Source organism: Rhizobium sp. Rhizsp82, from assembly GCF_047325115.1.
In the GTDB taxonomy this organism is placed as follows: Bacteria; Pseudomonadota; Alphaproteobacteria; order Rhizobiales; family Rhizobiaceae; genus Rhizobium.
In genome coordinates, this window is the sequence record NZ_CP168570.1 from 900,001 (window position 1) to 924,283 (window position 24,283).

Here is a 24,283-nt window from a genome sequence, read left to right on the forward strand (position 1 = left end):
CACCGAAGCTGAGGATTTGCAGCAATGCAAGTGGTAGCGGAGCGTTCCGTAAGCCTGTGAAGGGACAGTCGTGAGACATCCTGGAGGTATCGGAAGTGCGAATGTTGACATGAGTAACGATAAAGAGGGTGAGAGACCCTCTCGCCGAAAGACCAAGGGTTCCTGCTTAAAGTTAATCTGAGCAGGGTTAGCCGGCCCCTAAGACGAGGCGGACACGCGTAGTCGATGGGAACCACGTTAATATTCGTGGGCCTGGTGGTAGTGACGGATTGCGTAACTTGTTCATTCTTATTGGATTGAGTGGGCAGGGAAGCGGTTCCAGGAAATAGCTCCACCGTATAGACCGTACCCGAAACCGACACAGGTGGTCAGGTAGAGTATACCAAGGCGCTTGAGAGAACTATGTTGAAGGAACTCGGCAAATTGCACGCGTAACTTCGGAAGAAGCGTGACCCCATTTTACGCAAGTGAGATGGGGTGGCACAGACCAGGGGGTAGCGACTGTTTATCAAAAACACAGGGCTCTGCGAAGTCGCAAGACGACGTATAGGGTCTGACGCCTGCCCGGTGCTGGAAGGTTAAGAGGAGAGGTGCAAGCTTTGAATCGAAGCCCCAGTAAACGGCGGCCGTAACTATAACGGTCCTAAGGTAGCGAAATTCCTTGTCGGGTAAGTTCCGACCTGCACGAATGGCGTAACGACTTCCCCGCTGTCTCCAACATAGACTCAGTGAAATTGAATTCCCCGTGAAGATGCGGGGTTCCTGCGGTCAGACGGAAAGACCCCGTGCACCTTTACTATAGCTTTACACTGGCATTCGTGTCGGCATGTGTAGGATAGGTGGTAGGCTTTGAAGCGGGGACGCCAGTTTCCGTGGAGCCATCCTTGAAATACCACCCTTATCGTCATGGATGTCTAACCGCGGTCCGTTATCCGGATCCGGGACAGTGTATGGTGGGTAGTTTGACTGGGGCGGTCGCCTCCGAAAGAGTAACGGAGGCGCGCGATGGTGGGCTCAGACCGGTCGGAAATCGGTCGTCGAGTGCAATGGCATAAGCCCGCCTGACTGCGAGACTGACAAGTCGAGCAGAGACGAAAGTCGGTCATAGTGATCCGGTGGTCCCGCGTGGAAGGGCCATCGCTCAACGGATAAAAGGTACGCCGGGGATAACAGGCTGATGACCCCCAAGAGTCCATATCGACGGGGTTGTTTGGCACCTCGATGTCGGCTCATCGCATCCTGGGGCTGGAGCAGGTCCCAAGGGTTTGGCTGTTCGCCAATTAAAGCGGTACGTGAGCTGGGTTCAGAACGTCGTGAGACAGTTCGGTCCCTATCTGCCGTGGGTGTAGGAATATTGACAGGATCTGTCCCTAGTACGAGAGGACCGGGATGGACATATCTCTGGTGGACCTGTTGTCCTGCCAAGGGCATAGCAGGGTAGCTATATATGGACGGGATAACCGCTGAAGGCATCTAAGCGGGAAACCCACCTGAAAACGAGTGTTCCCTATCAGAGCCGTGGAAGACGACCACGTTGATAGGCCGGGTGTGGAAGTGCGGCAACGCATGAAGCTTACCGGTACTAATAGCTCGATTGGCTTGATCGTTCTCATTGCTTGTGCTCATCTCAGGGCAACCGCAAAGCGGTTGTCCCGACAGAGCGAAGGCGAAAGCCTTTGCGACGGGCGCGGCGAACACGCAGTGTTCGTCCGGTTTGTTGCACCGAAGACGTGTTCAAAAAATGCAGCCTAGCGGCTGCGCCAGCTTCTCAATTGTTGCGCTTCGCTGACCTGGTGGTCATGGCGGGGTGGCTGCACCCGTTCCCATTCCGAACACGGCCGTGAAACGCCCCAGCGCCTATGGTACTTCGTCTTAAGACGCGGGAGAGTCGGTCGCTGCCAGGTCTGCTAAACGCAACATAAATCTTCTCTGAACGAAATTACGGCCCCTGGCCGATCAAAGGGCCGCTCGCAAAGCGGCCTTTTTGCTTTCGAGCCCTATATGCAGACTGAAATAGCGATGCACCGGATCTATAATGGTGCGTCCCTTACAGGAGACAACTCCTTTGGAGTTGCTCCGGCAGTAAGCGTAAAACGTCTTCGGCGCTTTACGCTATCGCGACAAAACCCAAAGGGTTTTGCGCTGGCGCGGGGTGGAGCAGCCCGGTAGCTCGTCAGGCTCATAACCTGAAGGCCGCAGGTTCAAATCCTGCCCCCGCAACCAACGATCCCCGACACATCACAGCCCGCCATCCGGCGCGTTCTTGCGTTTCTGGGCTAGAGATAAACCGCACCCTCACTCCTCCCGAAACGCACGGCTCAACTGATCTGTCAATGGCTTCGTCAGAAACGACATCGCCGTCCGCTCATGTGTCGAGATGAAGACTTCGACCGGCATGCCGGGCAGGACTAGCAAGGTGTATTGCTGCTCCTTGGAGGTCGTGCGCGCCATAGCTGCAGTCCGGCCCAGCTTCTTCCAATACGGAAACACAAACGGGCGCGGCATCTGCCGCGCCCTCGTGCACTTCATTAAGGCAATCGAAGCCGGATCAGCCTGCCCGCAGGCTGTAGCCGTTCACGGCATCGAGCATATCGCGGACCTTGCGGCGCTCGCCCTCGAGTTCCTGCGTCAGCGCCTGGTTCTGTGCGTTCAGCCGCTGGATCTGGACCTGCAGTTCGCGGATATCGGCGAAGTTGAGGCGGCGGCCGATGGTCAACAGGAGGTCGGCTGAATTGGTCTGGAGCGCGCGGCCGGTCACCGAGCTGTGGAAGCGGACTTCCTGAGCGTGATAATCGATCACCGTCTGCGCGGCGACGGGATAGCCGAGATATTCCATGATCTGGAACATCAGATCGCCGACCTTGTTCGGGGTTCCGGCGGCCGGCGTTGCAGCGGCACGCGTGTCGGAAATCAGATCCCACAGACCGCGGAACATCAGGTAGCCGAACTCGATCGGCTGATCGTAGACCCACTCGAGATCGATGAAGCTCAGCTTTTCGCCGACGATGAGATTGCGCGGGATCGCATCGAGCAGCGAGCCGGGGACGCGGTCCTGCAGCTGCATCGGCGCGGGGATGCCCATGCCGGCAAGATGCTGGTCGAGCGCCTGTTTCCAGACATTGGTCCAGTTCGCAAGATGCTCGACGGACCAGCCGTCCTGCAGCAGGCAACGCTTGCCGATATCGCGCCACACCAGACCGGTTTCAAAGACCTCGTCTTCAAGATTGATCTTCAGCGGCGATAGATTCATGCCGTTGTTGTCAGCCTGAATGGCTTCGCGCTCGACCACGAGCTGCTCGCCCTTGCGCACGAAGCGCACCAGCTTCTGATATTGCGCGTCACGGCCGCCGGTGAAGTGCGTGGCCATGACATCGTCCGCGGCCAGCGGCTGGTCGGAGGAGACAAGCAGGAAGGAGTTGGCGAGATCGCCCTGCAGGCCATTTCGCGCGATGACGTCCCAAGCGAGGTCCTGTTCGAAAGCAAGAATGCCGGGGCGCTGCGGGTCGGTCGCCGTCGCGCCGCGGATCAGTGGCGAGAAATCGGTCGGCAGGTCCGCGGTCAGGGCTTCCTCGTTCAGCACGAACCGGGGCAGCTTGTAATCCGGGAAGGGGAACCAGTATTTCTGATGTGGCAGGCCGGCGGCCGTGACGCGATGCGACAGCTCGCGCTTGCCGAAGGTAACGGGACCGTTCTGCGTATACTGATCCTCGACGCCGACCATCGGCCGCGCCAGGTGATCTTCGGGGAAGCCGGCAAGATATTTGAGGCCGATCTGGTTTTCGATGGCGATGATCAGCACGCCGCCCGGTGCAAGCAGCGAACGCGCCTTGGCAAGCATCCGCTCGATCGCATCCTGGCCATCTTCGGCACCGAAGAAGACGCGGGCATATTCCAGCACGCCGATCAGCGTCACCGTCGCGAATTTCTGATCGACTTCGAAATTCTGCAGCGGCTCGGCGAGAACAGTGACGTTCGGCAGGTCGCGGCAGCGCTCGGCGATCGTCGCGGCACGGCGCGGGCTGCCTTCGAGGGCAAGTACCTCGTGGCCTTCTTCGCCGAGGAAGCGCGTCATGGCGCCGGCGCCAGCGCCAATTTCCAGGACGGGGCCGTGGATCAGGTGCTTGATCGGCCGGAACAGATTGGTGCGCGTCGGATTGAGATGGTAGTTCGAAGGCCAGTCGGTGATCGCCCGCTCAAGTTCCTTGGAGAAAAGCGAGGTATCGGCAGACAAGCGCATGACATCGAGGATCCGCATTTCCGATGCGTCGCCGTCATTGTAGCGGAACGCGTCGCGCGTCGTCTCGTGGCTCCAGACCTTGCCGTTCTTGCGGTAACCCGATGCCTGTAAGAGGTCTTGCATGAATTCTCCAATACAGCCGCGGCTGATTCTGACGAAGGTTTGCGAGACCAATCGCAGAAGAGGCTGGACCGAAGCTGACGGACAAACCGGAGTGCGGCTTGCTCAAGGCATCGCTGAAAATGAAAGAAGCCCGCTTTCGCGGGCTTCCCTGTTTCTTTCGATTGCCACTCAGCTCCGGATCGTCGCCTTGCCCTCATCGACAAGCCGCTGCGCCGCTTCCGCGGGCGTCGTCCGCTCGAACGCAAGTTCGTCCGCGATCGGGCGGAACAGGCGCTGGTCGAACTCGGTCGAGCCGAGCGGGGCCGGCGCCGGGTAATCGCCGACCTGGTCCTTGAGCAGGTTGACATATTGAACCGTCGCCTGTTCCGTCGGGTTGAGAGCCGGAAGGATTGCTTCGCGCACGGCAGGCGACATCGGCACGCCGCGTTCGACGCCGAGGATCTTGCCGGCGTCGGGACTGTTGACGAAGAAGTCGATGAATTTCGCCGCTGCCTCGCCGTTCTTGGTCGTCGCGCCGACGCTCCAGATCAATGCTGGGCGGTAGTAATGGCCCGAGGGCCCACCTTTCTTTTCGCGCGGAAGCGTGGTGATTGCCAGCTTGTTCTTGGAGATCAGCTGGTAGCCGACGAGCTGGTTGGAATAGGCCATGCCCATCGCCGATTTGCCGAGCGCCAGCGCGTTGGTGTCGATCGTGTTCTGGTCAAGCGTCTGGACGTCGGCGCCGACTGTGCCGCCCTTCTTGCGAAGATCTTCCCAGAAGCTGTACCACTCCTTGGCATCGTCGACACCGAAGCCGAGCTTGCCATCGGCATAGAGGCTCTTGCCGCGTTGGCGCAGCCAGGCGTCGAAGACATAGGTATAGCGGGCGCCATAAGGGCCGCCCCAGTAATTGTCCTTGCCCGATGCCTTGGTGAGCTCGACGGCCAGCTTCGCATATTCGTCCCAGGTCAGATCCGTCGTCGGCAGCGGCAGGCCGGCTTTCTCGAAGGCAGCCTGGTCGAAGAACAGCGCGAAAGAATTGAGGCCGAGGCCGACGCCATAGAGCTTGCCATCGACGGTCGTCAGCTTCAGCATGTCCTTGCCGAAGGCATCGACCTTCAGCGTCGAGGGCACGAATTCGTCGAGCGCTAGGCAGGCGCCGCGCTTGGAATAGTCGGAAATCGTGCCGGGCTCGAGCTGGAAGACGTCGGCAATGGCGCGGCCGGCCATCTGTGTCGCAAGCTTGGTCCAATAGCCGTCGCCGCTCATGGATTCGCCGACGATCGTCACGCCGGGGGTCTTGTCCTGGTAGAGCTTGGCGACATCGAGCGTGCGCTTGGCGCGGTCGTTCGAGCCCCACCACATGGCGCGCAGCTGCGCATCCGCCGCAAAAGCCGGTACGCCGCCGGCACCGAAAGCCAGGCCCGCCGTCACGCCGGCCGTGCCCATCAGAAATGAACGCCTGTTGATCTGCATGATGTTCCTCCTTTGGCTGCCCTCGCCGTCCTCCAACTTTGTCCGGGCATCTGGCGGCACAGCCTACGCAAAAAATATCCGTTTGCAAGAAATTATATAAAACTTGCAAATTTGCATTATTTGCATAATGTCACCCTATGAGCGAAACGAAATCCAAACGGCCGCGCCAGGCCGATATTGCGGCGCTGGCGGGCGTCTCCATCTCCACGGTGTCGCGTGTACTTGCCAATGAGCCGGGCATTAGCGGCAGCGTGCGCGAACATATTCTGCGGGTGGCGGCCGAGCGCGGTTATCAGCCGAAGTCACTGATGGAAGCGCCGGCGGGCGGTCTGGCGTTGATCGCCAGCGACAGCGTTACCGGCGGTCTCAGCGTCTTCTATGAATCGATCGTAGAAGGCCTGCGCGCCGGGGCGATGGAAGCGGGCATGCCATTCGAAGTCCGGCTGCTGCGTGAAGACCGCGCGTCTCCAGATGTGATCCGGGGCCATATGGAAGCCACCAAGTCCGAGGGGCTTTTTCTCGTCGGTATCGACCCTTCGGACGTGCTGCGCCAATGGATCGAGGAGGAGAATGTGCCTGTCGTGCTGGTCAACGGCACGGATCCGCAGCTGAAGCTCGATGGCGTATCGCCCTCGAATTTCTTCGGTGCCTTCCAGGCGGCTGAGCGGCTGCTCGACGCAGGGCACAGGAAGATCCTGCATCTGACCGGCTCGCATCGCCACACGATCCGCGAGCGCGTTCGCGGCTTCGATACGGCAGTTGCGGCCCGCGGTGCGGAAAGCCTGCTGGTGCCGATGGATTTCTCCGGTAGCGCGACCCGGGAAGCCCATGAGCGCACCGCAGCACTGCTTGCCAAGGACAAGAGCTACACGGCCGCCTTCTGCATGAATGATTTCATCGCCGTCGGCGTTCTCGAGGCCGTCACCGAGGCGGGTCTTCGCGTGCCGGAAGATTTCGCCATCGTCGGCTTCGATGATCTTCCCTGCGCGATGATGACCAATCCGCCCCTGTCGACGATGCGTGTCGACCGGGCTGCGCTGGGGCGCGAAGCGATCGCGCTGATGATTGCCCGCTTCCGCGACAGGACTGCGCCTGCGCGCCACCTATGCCAAGCGGTCGTCCCGGTCTCCGGGGGGACTGTGCCAGATGCAAAAAATCGATGAGTGATGCAGATGACATATGATCCGGCCAGCGCCAATCCGCTTGCAGGCAATCCCCTGAAGACGCGCGACGATATGAGCCGCGCGCTTCATGCTCTCTTTGATCCGCTGCTGCCCTATTTTTCGGAAGGCAATGCGCGTGTCCGGCTTGATGGCGCCGGTGCGCATTTCGACCGGGCAGCAGCCGATCTCGAAGGTTTTGCCCGGCCGCTCTGGGGCCTTGCGCCGCTGGGCGCCGGCAAGGGGGAATTCGGGCACTGGCACCGCTTTGCGGAAGGCATCGCCAACGGTACCGATCCGGATCACCCGGAATATTGGGGCACCGTCAATGGCCGCGACCAGCGCATGGTCGAGTTCGCTGCGCTTGGCTTTGCAATCGCACTCACACCCGAAAAGGTCTGGGAGCCGCTGAACGCGAAGCAGCGCGCCAATGTGATTGCCTATCTCAAGCATGCCCGGCAGTTCGACTATGCCGACAATAATTGGAAGTTCTTCCGCATCTTCGTCGATATCGCGCTTGATCGCGTCGGCGCGGATTTCGATCGCAGCTTGACCAGGCAATATCTCGAAGAGCTCGAAGGCTTCTATGTCGGCGACGGCTGGTATCGCGATGGCAATGTGCGTCGCGTCGATCACTACATTCCCTTCGCCATGCACTTCTACGGCTTGATCTACTCGAAGCTGGTGGATGACGACTATGCCAGGCGCTATCGCGAGCGGGCGCTGCTGTTCGCCAGGGATTTTCGCCATTGGTTTGCCGATGATGGCGCGACGATACCGTTCGGCCGCAGCCTTACCTACCGCTTTGCCTGCGCTGGCTTCTGGTCGGCCCTTGCCTTTGCCGATCTCGAGGCGCTGCCCTGGGGCGAGGTGAAGCATCTCTGCCTGCAGCATCTGCGCTGGTGGCGCGACAAGCCGATGACCAATCGCGACGGCATCCTGTCGATCGGCTTTGCCTATCCGAACCTCTTGATGTCGGAGAGCTATAATTCCGCCGGTTCCCCCTATTGGGCCTTCAAGGCATTCCTGCCGCTGGCGATCCCCGAGAACCATCCGTTCTGGACCGCCGAAGAGAAAGTGCCTGCAGCCGCCGCCGTGACGCCGCAGCGTCATCCGGGCATGGTCATCATGCATACCGGGGAAGATGCGGTGGCCCTGTCATCAGGGCAGGAAAATCTCCAGATGCGATTTGGTACCGAAAAATACGCAAAATTCGCATATTCGGCCCGCTACGGCTTCAGTGTCGAGGCAGACGAGCGCAGCTTTTCCGGCGCCGCTTTCGATTCCGCGCTGGCCTTCAGCGATGACGGCCTGCATTACCGCGTCAGGGAAACCAACAGGGAGGCGAAGATCGCCGGCGACGTGCTCTATGCGAAGTGGTCGCCCTTCAGCGATGTCAGCGTGGAAACCTGGCTGGTGCCTGCCGCGCCGTGGCATCTGCGCGTTCATCGCATCAGATCGGATCGCGCTCTGCAGATCGCCGAAGGTGGGTTTGCGATTGCTAAGCGGGATTTCGATCGCGATAGACTGGAGGCGGAGACCGGCGCTGCGCATGCCATCGGTGAAGCGGATTTCTCCGGTATAGTAGATCTCGGCTCCAGCATCGAGCGACAGGGCCTCGTGCAGAAGGCGCTGCCCAACACCAATATGATCGTTGCCAAGACCCTCGTGCCGCAGCTCCGCGGTGCGATCAAGGCCGGTGAAACCGTGCTTGTGACGGCCGTGATTGCCACCCGAGACCAGCAGGCAGCAAAGACGGCCTGGCTGAAGCCTCCCGCAAAACCCGATCTTGCGGCGCTTGAGGCGCTGGTTGCCAAGGAAGGCGTTACCGTCAGCGCCATCGAAGCGCCGGGGCAGATGCCATGACAGGTCCCGGCGTTGCGCTTGCCATGCAGCCCGGCCAGCGGACCGAACACGTGTTGCCGGATCAGCTTCTCGACCGGCTGGCTGGTCTCGGCATGCTTCTCGACCGGCAGCCGCTTGAGAATTTCGATGACGAGCGCGCCAGGCGGGTTCTGGCGGACACCGAGATATTGATCACCGGCTGGGGCGCCCCCTTTGCCGGAGAAAACGTCCTTTCGCTCGCCAAGGACCTGAAGCTTGTGGCGCATGCGGCGGGCACGGTGAAAGGCATTGTCGGCGAGGAGATATTCAATGCCGGTGTGAAGGTCACGCATGCGGCGGAAGCCAACGCCGTGCCGGTGGCCGAGTTTACGCTTGCGGCCATTCTCTTCGCCGGTAAGCAGGTCTTCCGCTTCCGGGATTTCTATACCGCCGACCGCGACCGTGACCGCACCTATCCGATGCAGCGGCTGGCGATCGGCAACTATGGTCGCACCGTCGGCATCATCGGCGCCTCGCGGATCGGCCGCCGGTTGATCGAGCTGTTGAAGCCGTTCGAGTTCAAGATCGTCCTCTTCGATCCGACGCTGAGCGCCGCCGAATGCGCGGCCCTTGGCACCGAAAAATGCGATCTCGATACACTGATGCGCATCTCCGATATTGTTTCGCTGCACGCACCATCGCTGCCCTCGACACGTCACATGATCGATGCGGGGAAATTGGCGCTGATGAAGGACGGCGCGGCGCTGATCAATACGGCGCGTGGCGCGATTATCGATGAGGCCGCGCTGCTCGCGACCCTCGCCACCGGCCGCATCGATGCGATCATCGACGTGACCGATCCGGAAGTTCCGGAGAAGGCATCGCCCTTCTACGACCTGCAGAACGTTTTCCTGACGCCTCACATTGCAGGGGCGGTCGGATTGGAGCGGACGAGGTTGGGCGAAATGGCCGTGGACGAGGTGGAGCGCTTTCTGAAAGGCGAGCCGCTGCGCTATGCGCTAACGCTCGCCGATCTCGACCGGGTTGCCTGAGGCGGCAAAGCGACGCCCCAGGCCTGATTTTATTAGCCGGCTTTTATGCTGTTCGGCGAGCCGTCATTGGCAAGCTCCGGCATCAGGTCGGCGATCGAGACCACCTTGCCGGTGCGTGAACTCTGCAGTGCTGCAATCCCGCACAGAACCGACATGGCGCCGGCCCGCGTTCCGGCGCGCTGATGCAGGGCGTCGTTCATATCGGGCTTGAAGATCATGTTGCGCATCCGGTCGTCGCCACCATAGTGGCCGCCCGACGAATGCGGAACGGTGATACGCTCGACGGCTTCCTTGCCGTTGGGGAAGTTTCGGATCAGCAGGATTTCGTCTTCCCGCTTCATCTCCCAAGGCTGCGCCTCATACTGGCGGATTTCGATGCGACCCTTGGTGCCGTTGAATGCCAGGTGATGGCCCTCGATCGGCTGGAAGGTGTTCAGCGAATAGGAAACGTGGACGTTGTTGCGGTAACGGATGCTGACGACCATCGTATCGGGAATGTCGATATCCTCCCGGAAGACGCAGCCGTCACGGAAATAGCCATCGACCTTTGAGGGATCCTCGTAGAGCGTGTCGAGGAAGGGGTCGGCGCCGAGGTCGAGATAATAGTCGCACTCGGCGGTGTGGGGACAGAGCTTGCAGCGCGGTCCGCGGAACGGGCCTTTGCGGCCGTAGTTCTGCAGGTCGGCAAACGACGTCACGGCTTCCGGATCGCTGTCGAGATACCAGTTCAGCAGGTCGAAATGGTGGGTCGCCTTATGAACGAAAAGGCTGCCGGAATTCTCTGTATAGGCATGCCAGCGGCGGAAATAGTCGGCGCCATGCTTGGTGTTCAAATACCAATGGAAATCGACCGATGTGACGCGGCCGATCTCGCCGGAATTCAGCAGTTCCTTGATGCGCGCCGCCGTCGGCGCGTAGCGGTAGTTGAAGGACACGTCGACGCGCTGGCCGGTGCGCTTCTCGGCATCCATGATCCGGCGGATCTTGTCGACCGCCGTCGTCATCGGCTTTTCGGTGATGACGTCGATGCCCGCCTCGAGCGCCCGAACGACGATTGCGTCGTGGGTGTGGTCAGGGGTGCAGACGATGACGAGGTCGGGCTTGACCTCCTTCAGCATCGCTTCGATGTCGTCATAGATCGGGGCGTTGCTGCCGATCATCGTGCGGGCGCGTTCTCCGCGCAGCGCATTCTTCTCGACGATGGCGACGAGATCGACATGCTCCCGCCAGCCGGCAAGCAGGTCCTTCCCCCACATGGTGGTCCCGCGGTTACCGGTCCCGATCAGTGCAAAGCGGCGCTTCTCCATCGAATGATCCTCCTTAATACGTGCTGAAACGAATATATCCAATTAAACCAGGCAGCAGCTATGATACCGGTCGACGCAGGTCGCGATGACCTTTTCCGCCGGACGCTTCCACCAATTGTCTGCCGAAAAGATCTCGACCTCCTGGGCGCCGAAGAAGCCTGCCTTCTCGATCATGCGCCGGATGCTCTTGAGATCGATCACACCGTCACCCATCATCCCGCGATCGGTCAGCATGTCCTTGGTCGGAACCAGCCAGTCGCAGATGTGGTGGGCGAAGATGCGTTTCATGCGGCCGGCGCGGGCGATCTGCTCGGCAAGCTCCGGATCCCACCAGACGTGATAGACGTCGATAGCGACGCCGACATCGGTGCCGAGCTGCTCGCACATGTCGAGCGCCTGGCGCAGCGTATTCACGCAGGAACGATCGGCGGCATACATCGGATGTAGCGGCTCTATCGCCAGCGGCACGCCGGATGCCTTGGCATGGGGCAGGACAGCGGCAATGCCATCGGACACCATCTGCCGGGCAGCGCCGATATCGCGCGATCCACCTGCCAGGCCACCCACAACGAGTACTAGGCAATCAGCACCGAGTGCCGCCGCTTCGTCGATCGCCCGCCTGTTGTCGTCGAGGTTCTTCTGCCAATCGCCGTCATTGGCCGCCGGAAAAAAGCCGCCACGGCAGAGACCGGTCAGCTTCAGGCCGTTCGATTGGACGATGCGCACGGCTTCGTCCAGACCGGCCTTGGCCACCTGATCGCGCCATGGCGCAATCCTTGTGATGCCGTGCTTCAGGCAGATATCGACTGCTTCGGCAAAGCCGCATTGCTCGCGGATCGTTGCGAGATTGATCGAAAGACCTTCAACCTGCATGTCCTGTCCTCCCTGCCTGACCGGTCATTGCACGCCGTTAACGGCGAGCACCTGTTTCATGCGGCTGACGGCGAGATCCGGGTCGGCAAGCACGCGCGCCTTGTCGGCGAGCCGGAAGAGTTCGGCAAGATGTGTCAGCGACCGCGTGCTCTGCTGCCCGCCGACCATCGCGAAATGATCCTGCAGACCGTTGAGATAGGCGAGGAAGACGACGCCGGTCTTGTAGAAGCGGGTCGGCGCCTTGAAGATATGCCGCGAAAGCGGGACGGTCGGATCGAGCAGCTCGAAGAACTCGTTGTTGCTCTGCCGCCCGAGCGCCTCCATGGCGGCGGAGGCCGCCGGCGCGATCGCATCGAAGATGCCAAGAAGCGCGTCGGAATGGCCCTGTTCGTCGCCGGCGATGAGCTCCGCATAGTTGAAATCGTCGCCGGTATACATGCGCACGGATTTCGGCAGCTGCCGGCGCATCGCCACTTCCTTCTCCTTGGAAAGAAGCGAGATCTTGATACCGTCGACCTTGGCGGCATTGGCCTCGATGACCTCTAGGCAGGTCGACATCGCCTTGATGTGGTCGCCGTTGCCCCAGTAGCCCTCGAGCGCCGGATCGAACATCTCGCCGAGCCAGTGGATGATCACCGGTTCCTTTACCTGGCGAAGGATCCGGTCATAGACGCGGATATAGTCATCCGGCCCCTTGGCCGCCGCCGCCAGCGCCCGGCTCGCCATCAGGATGATCCGGCCGCCTTCGGCTTCGACGGTTTCGATCTGCTCTTCGTATGCCTTGATGATCGTATCGATCGTCACATCGGGTCCGGGCGTCAGGTGATCCGTACCGGCGCCGCAGGCAATCAGCGCATCGTCGCGCCCGCGCGCCTCGCGCAGCGCACGGCGGATCAGGTCACGCGCCTCGGGCCAGCCGAGACCCATGCCGCGCTGCGCGGTATCCATCGCCTCGGCAACGCCGAGCCCGAGATCCCAGAGGCGGTGGCGGAAGGCGAGCGTCCGCTCCCAGTCGATCGCCGGTGTCAGCCAGGGATCGTTGTCGGCCAGCGGATCGGCAACCACATGTGCCGCCGCATAGACCACGCGCGGAAAATCCTTGGCCTTGCGCTTCTTCACTTCGATCGGCGTGCCGGTCAGCTGGTAGGCGGCGATCTTGCCATCGAGCGGAAGGTTGATCGTACCTGCCATGATCAGAACTCCAGTGCGGGAACGTCGAGCCAGCGGCGTTCGGCCCAGGATTTCAGGCCGAGTTCGGCAAGCTGCACACCCTTGGCGCCGGCTTCCATGCCGTAGGGCCACGGTGCATCCTCGGCGACGTGGCGCAGAAACATTTCCCACTGCGCCTTGAAGCCGTTGTCGAAGAGCTGCGTATCCGGCACTTCGTCCCAGGTCTTGTAGAAATCGATCGTCTGCGGCTGGTCGGGGTTCCACACCGGCTTCGGCGTGTTGACGCGATGCTGCGTCCAGCATTTCGTCAGACCGGCAACGGCCGATCCATGGGTGCCGTCGACCTGGAAGGTCACGAGATCGTCGCGGCGCACGCGCACTGCCCAGGAAGAATTGATCTGCGCAATCACGCCGCCATCGAGCTCGAAGGTCGCATAGGCGGCATCGTCGGTATCGCAATTATAGGTCTTGCCCTGTTCGTCGACGCGGCTGCCGATATGGGTAGCGCCGAGGCAGGAGACGGCCTTGACCTCGCCGAACAGGTTGTCGAGCACATAGCGCCAATGGCAGAGCATATCGAGGATGATGCCGCCGCCGTCGCCCTTTCGGTAGTTCCAGGACGGACGCTGCGCCGGAACGCCCCAGTCGCCCTCGAAGACCCAGTAACCGAACTCGCCGCGGACCGACAGGATCTTGCCGAAGAAGCCGGAATCGCGCAGCAGCGCCAGCTTCCGAAGGCCGGGCAGGAAGAGCTTGTCCTGCACCACGCCGTGCTTCAGGCCAGACTTGCGGGCCTTGCGCGCCAGGTCGAGCGCCACCTGCAGATCATCGGAGATCGGCTTCTCGCAATAGACATGCTTGCCGGCATCGAGCGCTCGCGACAGCAGCTCGGCGCGCATCAGCGTCGTGCCGGCATCGAAGAAAATGTGATCGTCGGGATTGGCGAGCGCTGCGTCGAGATCTGTCGACCAGCGCTTGATGTTATGCTTGCGGGCAAGCTCTTCCATCTTGTCGCGGTTGCGGCCGACGATGATGGGATCGATCTCCAGTCTCTCGCCGGATTTCAGCAGAAGACCGCCCTGATCGCGGATCGCCAGGATCGATCGCACCAGGTGCTGATTGTATCCCATGCGGCCGGTAACGCCGTGCAAAATGATCCCGAGACGCGCCATTTTTTCCTCCCTGCAAATCGGTTTCCAGCGGGGAGCGGGCTTGGCCCGGCCCTCCCAAGCCAGTAACTAAACAGTTACTTGATGGCAGATGAAAACCGGACCTGTCAATAGGCAAATCCGGATTCGACTTTTCAGCGCTTGATTGAGGCGAGCGTCACATGGACGATATGGCGCTCCCAGGTATCGAGATTTTCAGGCTCGATCAGCGGGCGGCCGAAGATTGTCGAGAGCGTGTACTGGTTGGAAAGATAGAAATATCCGAGCGATGCGATGGTCAGATAGACATGCAGCGGATCGGCGCTTTCGATGAAGACGCCTTCCTTCTTGCCGCGCTCGAGCACCTGGGCGAGTTCGCCGATCAGATGCGAATGCAGTTCCTTCAGCCGCACCGATTGCCGCAGCCAGCGGGCGCGATGCAGATTCTCGGTTCCGAGCAGGCTCAGGAATTCCGGATGCTTGAGGAAATAGCGCCAGGTGAAGAGCGCGAGTTCGGTAATGCCCTCTTCCGGATTGCGGTCGCCGATATGCAGCTCGCGTTCGGCGGTGCGGATGCCGACATAGGCCTCTTCGAGGACACGCAGATAGAGCTGCTCCTTGTCGCCGAAATAGTGGTAGAGCATGCGCTTGTTGGTGCCGGCGCGCTCGGCGATGGCGTCCACACGGGCGCCGCCCATGCCGTTTTCGGCAAACTCCTGCGTTGCCGCCTCGAGGATCGCAGCTTTGGTTCTTTCCGGGTCGCGTTGCAGCACGCGTTCGCCGGCGGCGCGCTTCGACTTTTTCTTTTCACCAGTCTGGCCGGTATCGTTCATCGGCTTATCTCCCCAGACGCTAATGTTGCGCTCATAAGGCTTCGGTGCGAGGTTGTACAAGCGAAATTCGAGGAGGAAACCTCGCTGAATTATGACCGCTTGACAGGCTCGATGCTTGTCCATAGCTTGTAACCAATTAGTTATTTGTTGCAAGAGAAACCAGCAAGGAGCGTGTGGAGGCGCTCCCCAAGGGAGGAGGAAAAACAGATGACATTCAGCATTAATAGACGTGGTTTCATGGCGGGAGGGGCCTCGCTTCTCGCGCTTTCGGGTATGGGTATGCCAGCATTTGCGCAGGATGCCCGCCTGCGCCTTATCTGGTGGGGCTCACAGCCCCGCGCGGACCGCACCAACAAGGTGTCGGATCTCTACAAGGCCAAGAATTCCGGTGTTTCGATCACCGGTGAATTCCTGGGCTGGGGCGATTACTGGCAGAAGCTCGCGACCCAGGTCGCCGGCAAGAACGCCCCCGACGTGATCCAGATGGATTATCGTTACATCGTCGAATATGCCCGGCGCGGCGCTCTTGCGCCGCTGGAATCCTACATGCCCTCGAAGCTGCAGCTCGGTGATTTCGATCCGGCCCAGATCGAAGGTGGCAAGGTCGACGGCCATCTCTACGGTATCAGTCTCGGCGCCAATTCTGCAGCCACGGTCGTCAATACCGTTGCCCTGCAGGAAGCAGGCATCGAGCCGCCGAACAACAAGACGACCTGGGAAGAACTCGGCAAGATGGGCGCCGAGATCACCAAATCCGGCAAGCGCAAGGGCTTCTTCGGCTTTGCCGACGGCAGCGGCGCCGAGCCGCTCTTCGAAAACTACGTGCGCCAGCGCGGCAAGGCGCTGTACACGGCGGATTCGAAGATTGCCTTCGGTGTCGACGACGCTTCCGAATGGTTCGACATGTGGGCTAAGTTCCGCGAAGCCGGTGCCTGTGTGCCGCCTGACGTTCAGGCACTCTACAAGGACACGATCGACACGGCTCCGCTCACGATGGGCAAGGCCGCTATCGACTACGCGCACAGCAACCAGTTCGTCGGCTTCCAGGCCGTCGTCAAGGACAAGCTGACGCTCAGCAACTACCCGCGCATTAAGGCGGACTCGAAGGGCGGCCACTACCGCAAGCCGTCGATGTTCTTCTCGGTGTCAGCGCAGTCGAAGGTGCTCGATCAGGCCGTCGATTACGTCAACTTCTTCGTCATGAATCCCGATGCTGCCAAGGTGCTCGATGTCGAGCGCGGCATTCCGGAATCGAAGTCGATGCGTGATGTCGTCGCCGGCACGCTTGATGATGTCGGCAAGATCCCGTTGAACTACGTGGCCAATCTCGGTGATCTCGCCGGGCCACTGCCGCCGCCGCCGCCGACAGGCGCAGGCGAGGGACAGACGGTTCTGCGTCAGCTCGCCGAGCAGGTCGCCTTCGGTCAGGTAACCCCTGCCGATGCCGGCAAGCAGCTTGTGGATGAAATTACGCGCGTTCTCGCGCGGGGTTGAACCATATGAACAATGCGATGCGCACGACGGCTGACGGAGCCGTGATGGTGGAACGTTACCAGGGAGCAGTGGCAGACAGCCGTTTCAGGCGGCTGTGGAATGCCAATGCTCCAGGTTATCTCTTCCTTCTGCCCTGGCTTCTGGGCTTCTTCGGGCTGACGCTCGGACCTGCCCTGATCTCGCTCTACCTGTCCTTTACCGACTTCGACATGTTGAGGGCGCCAGGCTGGGTAGGCACTGCCAACTACGTGCGCATCGCCACTGCCGATCCGAAATTCGCAGCCGCGATGTCGGTGACGCTCACCTATGTGGTGCTCTCGGTACCGTTCAAGCTCACCTTCGCGCTCATGGTTGCGATGGCGCTGAACCGCGGTATCCGTGGCCTGCCGGTCTACCGCGCCATTTTCTACCTGCCGTCGCTTCTCGGTGGCAGCGTGGCGATCGCCGTTCTCTGGCGCCAGCTCTTTGCCGGTGACGGCCTTGTCAATGCGGCGCTGGCACAGATCGGTATTCAGGGCCCGAGCTGGATCTCGCATCCGAGCTATTCGATCTATACGCTGGTAGCGCTGTCCGTCTGGCAGTTCGGCTCGCCGATGATCATCTTCCTCGCCGGTCTGCGCCAGATCCCGCAGGATATGTATGAGGCCGCAAGCCTCGACGGCGCCTCGAAATTCCGCCAGTTCTACAAGATTACCCTGCCGCTTCTGACGCCGGTGATTTTCTTCAATGCGGTGGTGCAGACGATCGAAGCCTTCAAGGCCTTCACGCCGGCCTTCATCATTTCCGGCGGCACCGGCGGTCCGATCAATTCGACGCTGTTCTACACGCTCTATCTCTACCAGGAAGCCTTCGGCAATTTCCGCATGGGTTATGCCTCGGCGCTCGCCTGGATCCTGGTGGTCATCATCGCGATCTTCACCGCCTTCTCGTTCCTGTCCTCGCGCTATTGGGTTCACTACGATGACTGAGATGACCGCTACAGTGACCGCGGCCAGGCCGCCATCCGACGTCAACAAGCGCAGCCTGCCGGGTTCGATCGTCGTCCATATCCTGTTGATTGGCGCATCGCTGCTGATGCTCTACCCGCTGCTCTGGATGGTTTCGGCCTCCGTGCGCCCGGAAAACGAAATCTTCTCATCGACCTCGATCATTCCGTCGTCGATCGATTTCAGCTCCTACGTCCGCGGCTGGACCGGCCTCGATATCACCTTCGGCCGCTTCTTCTGGAACTCGCTCGTCATCTCGCTGCTGACAGTGACCGGCAATGTCATCGCCTGCTCGCTCGCGGCCTTCGCCTTTGCCCGCCTGCGTTTTGCCGGCCGTAACTTCTGGTTCGCGATCATGCTCGGCACGCTGATGATCCCGTACCACGTGACGCTGATCCCGCAATATGTGCTGTTCCTCAACCTCGGCTGGGTCAACACCATCCTGCCGCTGGTCGTGCCGAAATTCCTGGCAAGCGACGCCTTCTTCATCTTCCTCATGGTGCAGTTCTTCCGCGGCATCCCGCGAGAGCTGGACGAGGCGGCGATGATGGACGGCTGCAGCGCCTGGCGCATCTACTGGAAGATCATGCTGCCGCTGTCGCTGCCGGTTCTGGCGACAGCCGCGATCTTCTCCTTCATCTGGACCTGGGACGATTTCTTCGGTCCGCTGATCTATCTGAATGACATGAACACCTACACGATCCAGCTCGGTCTGCGCACTTTCGTCGACTCGACCAGCGCATCGGATTGGGGCGGACTGTTCGCCATGTCGACACTGACGCTCGTGCCCGTGTTCTTCTTCTTCCTGTTCTTCCAGCGCCTGCTGATCGAGGGCATTGCGACGACCGGCATGAAGCGCTGATGCCAATGGGAAAGAATGACATGACCATCAAGACTGTTGCCATCGTCGGCTGCGGTATCGGGCGTTCGCACATCGTCGAAGGCTATCTGCCGCACCCTGATCGTTTCAAGGTCGCAGCGATCTGCGACCTCAATGAAGAACGGCTGAAGACCGTCGGCGACGAGTTCGGCATCGAGCGCCGCAGCACCTCCTTCGACGAGCTTCTGGCCGATGACAGCATCGACATCATCGATATCTGCACGCCGCCGGGCATCCACAAGGAGCAGGTGATCGCAGCACTCGCCGCCGGCAAGCACGTCGTCTGCGAAAAGCCGCTGACAGGATCGCTGTCAGGCGTCGACGAGATCATGCGCGCCGAGAAGACCGCCAAGGGCACGCTGATGCCGATCTTCCAGTATCGTTACGGCGATGGCATCGAGCAGGCCAAGCGCATCATCGATGCTGGGATCGCGGGCAAGTTCTACATGGGCTCGGTCGAGACCTTCTGGCTGCGTAAGCCGGAATATTATGCCGTTCCCTGGCGCGGCAAATGGGCGACCGAGCTCGGCGGCGTGCTCGTCACCCACGCCCTGCATCTCCACGACATGCTCTTTCATCTCGCCGGCCCCGCCGCTCGCGTCTTCGGCCGCGTTGCGACGCGGGTCAACGATATCGAGGTGGAGGATTGCGCGTCGGTCAGCCTTGAGATGCAGAACGGCGCCTTCGTTTCGCTCTCCTGCACGCTGGGTTCGCAGCAGGAAATCAGCCGCCTGCGGCTGCATTTCGAAAACGTCACTTTCGAGAGCAACTACGAAGCCTATTCGCCCGGCAAGGGGCCATGGCAGATCCTCGCTGCAAACGACGAGGTGCAGGCAAGGATCGATGCCGCCCTCGCGGACTGGCAGCCAGTCGCTCCGCGCTTCAACACGCAGATGGTCCGCTTCCATGATTATCTCAGTGGTAACGGGCCGCTACCGGTCACTTCGGCAGACGCGCGACGGGCGCTGGAGCTGGTGACGGCGATCTATCAATCCTCGGACAGCGGGGCTGACGTCGCGCTGCCGATCGGGCCGGAGAGCCCCAAATACGCCGACTGGCGTGCAAAAACGCGATAACGGGATCAGAGAGGATTTGGGAGATGGCAACGAGTGTCGTTCTTCAGAAGGTCGAGAAGCGTTACGGGTCGCTTGATGTCATTCACGGCATCGACCTGACGATCGATCCCGGCGAATTCGTCGTGTTCGTCGGCCCGTCAGGCTGCGGCAAGTCCACGCTGCTGCGGATGATCGCTGGTCTCGAGGAGATCTCGGGCGGCACGCTGCTGCTCGACAACGAGCGGATGAACGAGGTGGCGCCCGCCAAGCGCGGTATCGCCATGGTCTTCCAGTCCTACGCGCTCTATCCGCATATGTCGGTCTACAAGAATCTGGCTTTCGGCCTGGAGACAGCCGGCTACAAGAAGGCTGAGATCGAGCCGAAAGTGCGCCGTGCCGCCGAGATCCTGCAGATCGAGAAGCTGCTCGAGCGCAAGCCGAAGGCACTCTCCGGTGGTCAGCGCCAGCGCGTCGCGATCGGCCGTGCCATCGTCCGCGAGCCGCGCATCTTCCTCTTCGACGAGCCGCTGTCGAACCTCGATGCCGAACTGCGCGTGCAGATGCGCGTCGAGATTTCGCGCCTTCACGGCAATCTCGGCAACACGATGATCTATGTTACCCACGATCAGGTGGAGGCCATGACCATGGCCGACAAGATCGTTGTGCTGAACTCCGGCCGCATCGAGCAGGTCGGCGCTCCGCTCGATCTCTACAATAACCCGGCCAACCGCTTCGTTGCCGGCTTCATCGGCAGCCCGAAGATGAATTTCCTGAAGGCGAAGATCGAGCAAGTGAATGATGGCGATACGGTCATCAACGTCTGCGGCACCTCGATCCGCCTGCCACGCCGCCTGAAGGGCGCCGCGGGATCGGACGTCACCTTCGGCATCCGTCCGGAGCACCTGACCGTTGCCGCAGGCGGTGCCGAGCTCGCGACCGTCAATGTCGATCTCGTCGAGAATCTCGGCGGCGCGACCATGCTCTACAGCACGACGCCGGATGGCCAGCAGCTGACGATCGCGCTCGATGGCCAGCAGAAGGTCGAACGCGGCACCAACGTCAAGACGTCCTTCGATCCCGCCCGCTGTCACGTCTTCGATGCCTCGGGCGCGACCATCTGAGCGGCTGCTCAGCTTGACAGCTAATCCTCCTCTGGCCCATCATTTTGAAAATGGGCCGCGAGGGGGACGAGCGTGACGCCTGAAGATAGGATTCATGCACTCGGCATCTGGCACGGGCCGGTCGAGATCGAACCTATCACCGGCGGCATCACCAACCGCAATTATCTCGTCCGTGATCGCAGCACGCGCCGGGTCGTCCGGCTCGGCGACGATATTCCGATCCATCACATCAGCCGGCCGAACGAACTCGCAGCCAGTATTGCCGCCCATGCCGCAGGCCTGTCGCCAGCCGTCATCCATCATGCGCCCGGTATTCTCGTCCTCGACTTCATCGAAGCGCGGTCGCTGACCGCTGCAGATCTGCAGGATGAGCAAACCCTGCAGCGGACGCTGCCGCTGATCCGCGCCTGCCATCGCGACATCGCCCGCCACTTCCGCGGCCAGGCAATGATCTTCTGGGTATTTCACGTTATCCGCGACTATGCGGCCAACCTTGCGGCTGCGGGCAGCAACTATTCACCGTTGCTGCCGGGCTTTCTCGAAAAGGCGGAGCGACTGGAGACCGCTGCCGGTCCGTTCGAGATCGGCTTCGGACACAACGATCTCTTGGCCGCCAATTTCCTCGATGACGGCAAGCGGCTCTGGTTGATCGACTGGGATTATGCCGGCTTCAATACCCCGCTTTTCGATCTCGGCGGTCTCGCCTCCAACAACGAGCTATCGGAAGCAGCCGAGCGCGTGATGCTGGAGAGCTATTTCGAGACACCGCTGACGCCGGATCTGTGGCGCCGCTATCGGGCCATGAAATGCGCCTCGCTGCTGCGCGAAACGCTTTGGAGCATGGTCTCCGAGACCCATTCGACCATCGATTTCGACTACGCCGCCTATACCGCCGTAAATCTCGCGCGTTTCGAGCGCGCCTATAAGGCATTTGAACAGGATCAGTAGAATGACGAAGGAATTACCGAAGACGGCAAAGGCCGTGGTCATCGGCGGCGGCATTATCGGCTGCTCGACGGCCTATCATCTCGGCAAGCTCGGCTGGACGGATACCGTGCTGCTGGAGCGCAAGAAGCTGACATCAGGCACGACCTTCCACGCCGCCGGCCTCGTCGGTCAGTTGCGCACCAGCGCCAATATCACCCAGCTGCTCGGCTACTCCGTCGATCTCTACAAGAGGCTGGAGGCCGAAACAGGGCTCGGCACCGGCTGGAAGATGAATGGCGGCCTGCGGCTCGCCTGCAATGAGGAACGCTGGACGGAGGTAAAGCGTCAGGCGACCACGGCCCAGTCCTTCGGCCTCGAAATGCATCTGCTGACGCCGCAAGAGGCCTTCGATCTCTGGCCGCTGATGAACATCGATGACCTCGTCGGCGCGGCCTATCTGCCGACCGACGGTCAGGCGAACCCTTCTGACATTACCCAGGCGCTCGCGCGCGGTGCCCGCATGGCTGGGGTCTCTATTTTCGAAGACACCGAAGTCATCGATCTCGAAATCGACAAGGGCCGCATCCGCGCCGTCATCACCGCCAATGGACGGATCGAATGCGAGCGCGTCGTCGTCTGCGCCGGTCAGTGGACACGGCCTTTCGCCGCACGCTTCGGCGTCAATGTTCCGCTCGTCTCCGTCGAGCATCAATATCTGATCACCGAATCCTTCGGCGTTCCCTCGAACCTGCCGACGCTGCGCGATCCCGATCGCCTGACCTATTACAAGGAAGAGGTGGGCGGCCTCGTCATGGGTGGCTATGAGCCGAACCCGATCCCCTGGGCCACGGGCGGCATTCCCGAGGGTTTCCATTACACGCTGCTCGACAGCAATTACGATCACTTCGAGCAGATCATGGAGCAGGCGCTGGCTCGCGTTCCAGGCTTGGAGACGGCGGGCGTCAAGCAGCTGTTGAACGGGCCGGAAAGCTTCACGCCGGATGGCAATTTCATCCTCGGCGAAGCGCCGGAGCTGAAGAACTTCTTCGTCGGCGCCGGCTTCAACGCCTTCGGTATTGCCTCCGGCGGCGGTGCCGGGATGGCGCTTGCCGAATGGGTGGCGAAGGGCGAGCCGCCTTACGATCTCTGGCCGGTCGATATCCGTCGCTTCGGCCGCCCGCATTTCGACACCGACTGGGTCCGCACCCGCACACTGGAAGCTTACGGCAAGCACTATACGCTGGCCTTCCCCTTCGAGGAGCATTCGAGCGGCCGCCCCTGCCGCAAGTCGCCGCTCTACGACCGCCTCAAGGCGCAGGGCGCCTGCTTCGGCGAAAAGCTCGGCTGGGAGCGGCCGAACTGGTTCGCCGATCTCTTCGCCAACGAAGAGCCGAAGGATATCTACAGCTACAACCGGCAGAACTGGTTCGATGCCGTCGGCCGTGAGCACAAGGCGGTGCGTGAAGCCGCCGTCATCTTCGACCAGACGTCCTTCGCCAAATTCGTGCTGAAGGGCCGCGATGCCGAGACAGCGCTCGGCTGGATCGCGTCGAACGACGTGGCAAAGCCGGTGGGATCGCTTGTCTATACCCAGATGCTGAACGACAAGGGCGGCATCGAATGCGACCTCACCGTCGCCCGCATCGCCGAGAACGAATATTACATCGTCACCGGCACCGGCTTCGCGACCCACGACTTCGACTGGATAGCCCGCAATATTCCGGAGGGCATGCAGGCCGAGCTGGTCGATGTCACCTCCGCCTATTCGGTTCTGTCGCTGATGGGGCCGAATGCCCGCACCGTGCTGGAGAAAGTCACGTCCTCGGATGTCTCGAGCGCCGCCTTCCCCTTCGGCCGCATCAAGACCGTGGGGATCGCGGGCTGCCCCGTCAGGGCGCTGCGCATCACCTATGTCGGCGAGCTTGGCTACGAACTGCATGTGCCTGTAGAATACGCCACCACCGTGTACGATACGCTGATGGCGGCCGGTGCCGGCCTCGGCCTCATCAACGCCGGCTACCGCGCCATCGAGAGCTGCCGTTTAGAAAAGGGCTACCGCGCCTGGGGATCGGATATCGGCCCGGATCATACGCCCGTTGAGGCAGGCCTCGCTTGGGCGGTGAAGACGAGAAAAGCCACCCCCTTCCGCGGACGCGAAGCCATCGAGCGGCAACTCTCCGGCGGCGTCAAAAAAATGCTCGCCTGCTTCGTGCCTGATGACCCTGATGTCGTCCTGCTCGGCCGCGAAACCATCTATCGCGACGGCCAGCGCGTCGGCTGGCTCTCCAGCGGCGGCTTCGGCTACACGATCGGCAAGGCGATCGGCTTTGGCTATGTCCGCAACCCAGCGGGTGTAACGGAGGATTTTGTGCTGTCGGGTAGGTATGAACTCGATGTCGCGCGGGAGCGGGTGCCGTGCTCGGTGTCGCTGAAGCCGTTGTATGATTCCGAGATGAAGAGGGTGAAGGGGTAGCCGAGCGCCCCGGATTCTCCCTCATTCCTGTGCTTGTCACAGGAATCCAGCCACCGCGCGTCTGCGCGGTGAATGAATCTGTCAGCTAGAGGAAGGGTCTTCCCGGCCCAAAGACTTGGGCCTGCTGGATCCCTGTGACGAGCACAGGGATGAGGGCGGCGGGTG

18 protein-coding genes, 1 tRNA gene and 2 rRNA genes (1 of these 21 cut by a window edge) are annotated in these 24,283 nt (G+C 61.1%); 13 read left to right on the forward strand and 8 right to left on the reverse strand.

What is annotated here, in order from left to right; all coding sequences use genetic code 11:
• From ACEN84_RS09010 to ACEN84_RS09020, 3 genes are all read left to right on the forward strand, one after another.
• Positions 1–1,607 (forward strand): 23S ribosomal RNA (locus ACEN84_RS09010); it begins 1,193 nt to the left of the window's first position.
• A 182-nt stretch (positions 1,608–1,789) separates the two neighbouring features.
• Positions 1,790–1,904 (forward strand): 5S ribosomal RNA (gene rrf / locus ACEN84_RS09015).
• Positions 1,905–2,146: 242 nt separating this feature from the next.
• Positions 2,147–2,223, forward strand: a tRNA-Met gene (locus tag ACEN84_RS09020).
• A gap of 72 nt (positions 2,224–2,295) precedes the next feature.
• On the opposite strand, the gene ACEN84_RS09025 is transcribed toward ACEN84_RS09020, so the two are convergent.
• The 3 genes from ACEN84_RS09025 to ACEN84_RS09035 all read right to left on the reverse strand — a co-directional run bounded on the left by ACEN84_RS09025 (position 2,296) and on the right by ACEN84_RS09035 (position 5,815).
• Entirely contained in the window at positions 2,296–2,451 is a 156-nt protein-coding gene (locus tag ACEN84_RS09025) for a hypothetical protein (protein ID WP_413711354.1), read from the reverse strand.
• Between the two features lie 97 nt (positions 2,452–2,548).
• Positions 2,549–4,360, reverse strand: a complete 1,812-nt coding sequence (locus ACEN84_RS09030; protein WP_413710617.1) for a class I SAM-dependent methyltransferase — start codon at positions 4,358–4,360, stop codon at positions 2,549–2,551.
• Between the two features lie 168 nt (positions 4,361–4,528).
• Entirely contained in the window at positions 4,529–5,815 is a 1,287-nt protein-coding gene (locus ACEN84_RS09035; protein WP_413710618.1) for an ABC transporter substrate-binding protein, read from the reverse strand.
• A 137-nt stretch (positions 5,816–5,952) separates the two neighbouring features.
• On the opposite strand from ACEN84_RS09035, the gene ACEN84_RS09040 reads away from it, so the two are divergent.
• Genes ACEN84_RS09040 through ACEN84_RS09050 form a run of 3 tightly spaced genes read left to right on the forward strand, consistent with a single transcriptional unit; the run spans position 5,953 to position 9,851 of the window.
• A complete protein-coding gene (locus tag ACEN84_RS09040) occupies positions 5,953–6,978 on the forward strand; it encodes a LacI family DNA-binding transcriptional regulator (protein WP_413710619.1) in 1,026 nt (341 codons plus the stop codon).
• Positions 6,979–6,987: 9 nt separating this feature from the next.
• The gene (locus ACEN84_RS09045; RefSeq protein WP_413710620.1) at positions 6,988–8,841 is read left to right on the forward strand and encodes a DUF2264 domain-containing protein; all 1,854 of its coding nucleotides are present in this window, start codon (positions 6,988–6,990) and stop codon (positions 8,839–8,841) included.
• Complete coding sequence (locus tag ACEN84_RS09050; RefSeq protein ID WP_413710621.1) at positions 8,838–9,851, forward strand: hydroxyacid dehydrogenase; 1,014 nt, start codon at positions 8,838–8,840, stop codon at positions 9,849–9,851. The genes ACEN84_RS09045 and ACEN84_RS09050 overlap by 4 nt, the downstream gene beginning before the upstream one ends.
• 32 nt (positions 9,852–9,883) lie before the next feature.
• Here the strand turns inward: ACEN84_RS09050 and ACEN84_RS09055 are convergent, their stop codons facing one another.
• From ACEN84_RS09055 to ACEN84_RS09075, 5 genes are all read right to left on the reverse strand, one after another.
• The gene (locus tag ACEN84_RS09055; RefSeq protein ID WP_413710622.1) at positions 9,884–11,158 is read right to left on the reverse strand and encodes a Gfo/Idh/MocA family protein; all 1,275 of its coding nucleotides are present in this window, start codon (positions 11,156–11,158) and stop codon (positions 9,884–9,886) included.
• 42 nt (positions 11,159–11,200) lie between these two features.
• Positions 11,201–12,031: a sugar phosphate isomerase/epimerase family protein gene (locus ACEN84_RS09060; protein ID WP_413710623.1), complete on the reverse strand. Its 831-nt coding sequence runs from the start codon at positions 12,029–12,031 to the stop codon at positions 11,201–11,203.
• A 24-nt stretch (positions 12,032–12,055) separates the two neighbouring features.
• Positions 12,056–13,222 (reverse strand): dihydrodipicolinate synthase family protein, encoded by a 1,167-nt coding sequence (locus ACEN84_RS09065; protein ID WP_413710624.1) that lies wholly within the window; start codon positions 13,220–13,222, stop codon positions 12,056–12,058.
• 2 nt (positions 13,223–13,224) lie between these two features.
• Positions 13,225–14,373, reverse strand: a complete 1,149-nt coding sequence (locus ACEN84_RS09070) for a Gfo/Idh/MocA family protein (RefSeq protein ID WP_199629895.1) — start codon at positions 14,371–14,373, stop codon at positions 13,225–13,227.
• A 131-nt stretch (positions 14,374–14,504) separates the two neighbouring features.
• Positions 14,505–15,182 (reverse strand): TetR family transcriptional regulator, encoded by a 678-nt coding sequence (locus ACEN84_RS09075; RefSeq protein WP_130279421.1) that lies wholly within the window; start codon positions 15,180–15,182, stop codon positions 14,505–14,507.
• A 207-nt stretch (positions 15,183–15,389) separates the two neighbouring features.
• On the opposite strand from ACEN84_RS09075, the gene ACEN84_RS09080 reads away from it, so the two are divergent.
• From ACEN84_RS09080 to ACEN84_RS09110, 7 genes are all read left to right on the forward strand, one after another.
• Positions 15,390–16,676 (forward strand): ABC transporter substrate-binding protein, encoded by a 1,287-nt coding sequence (locus tag ACEN84_RS09080; protein WP_413710625.1) that lies wholly within the window; start codon positions 15,390–15,392, stop codon positions 16,674–16,676.
• A 5-nt stretch (positions 16,677–16,681) separates the two neighbouring features.
• Positions 16,682–17,644 carry a carbohydrate ABC transporter permease gene (locus tag ACEN84_RS09085; RefSeq protein ID WP_413710626.1) on the forward strand — a complete coding sequence of 321 codons (963 nt, stop codon included), beginning with the start codon at positions 16,682–16,684 and terminating at the stop codon, positions 17,642–17,644.
• A complete protein-coding gene (locus tag ACEN84_RS09090) occupies positions 17,637–18,524 on the forward strand; it encodes a carbohydrate ABC transporter permease (RefSeq protein WP_112714290.1) in 888 nt (295 codons plus the stop codon). Before ACEN84_RS09085 ends, ACEN84_RS09090 begins: the two co-directional genes overlap by 8 nt.
• A 20-nt stretch (positions 18,525–18,544) precedes the next feature.
• A complete protein-coding gene (locus tag ACEN84_RS09095; RefSeq protein WP_413710627.1) occupies positions 18,545–19,618 on the forward strand; it encodes a Gfo/Idh/MocA family protein in 1,074 nt (357 codons plus the stop codon).
• 23 nt (positions 19,619–19,641) lie between these two features.
• Positions 19,642–20,718 carry an ABC transporter ATP-binding protein gene (locus tag ACEN84_RS09100; RefSeq protein WP_413710628.1) on the forward strand — a complete coding sequence of 359 codons (1,077 nt, stop codon included), beginning with the start codon at positions 19,642–19,644 and terminating at the stop codon, positions 20,716–20,718.
• Positions 20,719–20,790: 72 nt separating this feature from the next.
• Positions 20,791–21,666 carry a phosphotransferase gene (locus ACEN84_RS09105; RefSeq protein WP_413710629.1) on the forward strand — a complete coding sequence of 292 codons (876 nt, stop codon included), beginning with the start codon at positions 20,791–20,793 and terminating at the stop codon, positions 21,664–21,666.
• A 1-nt stretch (position 21,667) separates the two neighbouring features.
• On the forward strand, positions 21,668–24,118 hold the full coding sequence (locus tag ACEN84_RS09110) for a GcvT family protein (RefSeq protein WP_413710630.1): 2,451 nt from the start codon (positions 21,668–21,670) through the stop codon (positions 24,116–24,118).
• Positions 24,119–24,283: the final 165 nt, after the last annotated feature.